Here is a 1,304-nt window from a genome sequence, read left to right on the forward strand (position 1 = left end):
GCCGCCGAGCAGCAGCGCGGCCGGCGGCGCCGACACCGCGCAGCGCGCCGACACCTCCACCGGGGCGCCGTCCGCGTCGAGCAGTTCCGCCTCCGGCGCCGCGGCCGGCACCACGGCGGGCGCGGGCGCGGTCAGCCGGCCCGGCCACGGCCCGTCCGGCAGGTTCGCCGGCGGCAGGTCGCCGACCGGCACCCGGACGACCTGCTCGCCCGGCCCCCGCCCGCCCGCGAGCACCGGACGGGTGATCGCGCCGTGCCCGAGCAGCCCCTGGATCCGGTCGGCGGCGCGGGCGATGCGGTCGGTGACGGCGGTCCGGCCCCACAGCGCCTCCTGCCGCCCGCCGTCCGGGACGAGCTGGTCGGGCGTCAGCTCCAGCCAGGTCACACCGCCCCACACGGCCTCCTCCCCGGCGGGCGCCTCGATGCCCTCGGGGTCGGTGCCCGTCGCCGGGCGGCCGTCCCGCCACGCCGACAGCTGCCACCGCACCCGCTCGGCGACCGCGAGCGCCGACAGCCGCCCGTCGTGCCGCCACAGCCGCCGCAGGACGTGCCCGTCGGCGAACCCGGCCTCGACCTCCAGCCGCACGCACGCCAGGCCGCCCGCCGCGAGCCCCTCGTGCAGCTCGCCGGCCAGCCGCTTCGCCGTGAACACGACCTGCTCGGCGTGCTCGGCGGGCGGATCGAACGCCGCGCGGACCGACAGGTCCGCCGCCGCGCGGACCGGCGCGATCGGGCGCGGCTCCTCGCCCCGCGCCAGCCGGTGCGCGAGCGCCCCGTCGGCGCCGAACCGCCCCGCGACGTGCCCGGACGGCAGCTCCGCGAACGCGCCGAGCGTCCTGATGCCGAGGCGCGCCAGCAGGTCGGCGAGCTCCGGGCGGTCCAGCACCGACAGCGGGTACGGCGCGAGGAACGCCGCCGCGCCGCCCTCCGGCACGACCACGCCGCCCTGCCCGGCGCGCGCGGCCAGCTCGGCGGCGAACAGGCCGTCCGCGATCCCGGATCCGCAGTCGTGCCCGGCCTCGACGACCGTGTCCTGCACCAGGACCCGCAGCGCCTCCTCGCCGCCGTAGAACCGCGCCGGGCCGCGCGCCGCGATCGCGCACAGTCCCGGCCGGACCACCTCGACCCGCGGCGCCAGCTCCGCGACCGCCTCCACGACCGCCTCGAAGAGCCGCCCTTCGGCGTCGGTGTCGCGCTCCCGCACCACCAGGTTCGAGCTGCAGGTACCGGCAGCCGAGGGCGGCGATCCGCCGGACCTGCTCGGCGTACGCGGCGGCCAGGTCGGACCAGAACTCCTCGACGTCC

At 79.9% G+C, this 1,304-nt stretch carries 1 protein-coding gene; it reads right to left on the reverse strand.

All coding sequences use genetic code 11. The features are described from left to right. The coding region (locus tag ABZ914_RS51475) for a DNA polymerase Y family protein (RefSeq protein ID WP_500201828.1) at positions 1–1,203 on the reverse strand (1,203 nt) is incomplete at its 3' end. Positions 1,204–1,304 lie beyond the last annotated feature (101 nt).

This window comes from Spirillospora sp. NPDC046719, from assembly GCF_040645715.1.
GTDB lineage: Bacteria > Actinomycetota > Actinomycetes > Streptosporangiales > Streptosporangiaceae > Spirillospora.